At 63.4% G+C, this 2,141-nt stretch carries 2 protein-coding genes; both read left to right on the top strand.

Annotated features, from left to right (window positions below; all coding sequences use genetic code 11):
* On the top strand, window positions 1-1,350 hold a 1,350-nt coding region (locus tag EN742_RS32690), incomplete at its 5' end, for an aminotransferase (protein ID WP_128333758.1).
* Between the two features lie 26 nt (window positions 1,351-1,376).
* The coding region (locus EN742_RS32685; protein ID WP_128333757.1) for an aldehyde dehydrogenase family protein at window positions 1,377-2,141 on the top strand (765 nt) is incomplete at its 3' end.

The following is a 2,141-nucleotide window of genomic DNA, read 5'->3' as shown; positions in this document are numbered from 1 at the left end:
GCCCTACACCCTTTCGTCGACCCGCTCGCCAACGTCGAGCCCTTTGTGGTGACACGCGGCAAGGGTGTGCGCGTCTTCGATGAGGAGGGCAGATCCTTCATCGATGCGGTCGCCGGCCTTTGGTGCGCCTCGCTGGGCTTCGACAATGAGCGCCTGGCGCGGGCGGCATATGAACAAATGCGCAAGCTGCCTTTCTATCATGCCTTCACGGGCAAGACGAACCAGCCGCTCGTCGATCTGTCGGAGCGCCTCATTCAACTGGCACCATCGCCGATGAGCAAGGTGTTCCTCGCCAATTCCGGCTCCGAGGCCAACGACACCGCCATCAAGCTGATCTGGTACTACAACAACGCTCTCAAGCGGCCCGAGAAGAAAAAGATCATCGGCCGGGTGCGCGGCTATCACGGCATCACCTTGGCGACCGCCTCCGTTACCGGCCAGGTCGTGAACCACACATCATTCGACGTGCCGCTGGCGCGGTTTCACCATGTACAGACGCCGCTGTTCTATCACAACGGCTTGCCTGGCGAGAGCGAGGAGGACTTTGCCACCCGCTGCGCCAAGGAACTCGATGACCTGATCCTTGCCGAAGGTCGGGAAAGCGTCGCGGCGATGTTCATGGAGCCGATCATGGGCGGCGGCGGTGTCATCGTGCCGCCACCCACCTACTACGAGAAGATCCAGGCGGTGCTGCGTCGTCATGACGTGCTGGTGGTGGCGGACGAGGTGATCTGCGGCTTCGGCCGCACGGGCTCCTACTGGGGCTCGCAAACCGTCGGCATCGAGCCGGATATCCTGACCTGCGCCAAGGCTCTCTCGGCTGCCTTCCTGCCGATCAGCGCCGTGCTGATCGGCAGGAAGGTTTTCGATGCGGTTGCGCAGGAAACGCATGCCATCGGCACGTTCGGCCACGGGTTCACCTATTCGGGACATCCCGTTCCGGCCGCGGTCGCGCTCGAGACCCTCAAAATCTACGATGAAGAGAACATCATCGCCAAGGCGGCCGAGACGGGCGAGTTTCTTCAGTCGGAACTCAAGCGCCGCCTGGCCGATCATCCACTCGTCGGCGATATTCGCGGTGCCGGGCTGATCGCCGGGGTCGAGATCGTCGCGGACAAGGCGGAGCGACGCAATTTCGACGCCGCCGACAAGATCGGGCCGACGCTGGTGCGCCTTTGCGAAGCAAACGGCGTGATCCTGCGCTCCTGCCCCAACGACACGATCGCACTCAGCCCGCCTTTGATCATCAGCAGAGCCGAAGTCACGGAGATCATCGACAAGATGGAATCCGGTCTCGACCTGATCCAGTCCACCTTGCGTAGCGGCAAACCCGCCATCGCCGCCGCCTGATTCGTAGCTTCCCGCAGGAGGTCCTCATGACCGCTTCTCTCTACATCGACGGCGAATGGACGCGTGGCTCCGGCACGCGGTCCGCGCCTGTTTTCGACCCGGCCACCGGCGCATCGATCGGCGAAGTGCCATTCGCCGAAGCCGCCGATCTCGACCGTGCTCTCGACGCCGCCCAACGCGGTTTCAAGCTGTGGCGCGACAAGAGCGCCTTCGATCGCTCGGCAATCATCCGCAAGGCAGCGACGCTGCTGCGGGAACGGCACGAGATGGTCGCGACCGCGATCAGCCGGGAAATGGGCAAGCCCATCGCAGAGGCCCGTCTTGAGGCTGTGATCGCAGCCGATCACATCGACTGGAATGCCGAGGAGGGGAGGCGCGCCTATGGTCGCGTTATCCCGGGCCGGGGTCCCGATATCACCCAGACCGTGGTGAAAGAACCGGTGGGTCCGGTGGCGGGTTTCAGCCCGTGGAATTTCCCAGTCACCCAGCTCGTGCGCAAGATCGCTGCGGCGCTTGCCGCCGGCTGTTCCATCGTTGCAAAGGCGCCGGAGGAGACCCCAACCTCGACAATGGAGTTGGTGCGCTGCTTTGCGGATGCCGGTGTGCCGGCTGGCGTGGTCAACCTTGTTTTCGGAGTTCCGGCGGAGATCTCGGAATACCTCATCCCGTCACCAGTCATTCGGAAAGTCTCGTTTACCGGTTCCGTGCCCGTCGGACGACATCTCGGCTCGCTCGCCGCCCGCCACGTGAAGCGTTCGACGATGGAGTTGGGCGGCCACGCTCCCTTCATC

It is taken from the genome of Mesorhizobium sp. M4A.F.Ca.ET.020.02.1.1 (assembly GCF_004022645.1).
GTDB lineage: Bacteria > Pseudomonadota > Alphaproteobacteria > Rhizobiales > Rhizobiaceae > Mesorhizobium.
The sequence above is the reverse complement of the archived record's forward strand: the minus strand, read 5'-3'. Positions and strand labels throughout refer to the sequence as shown.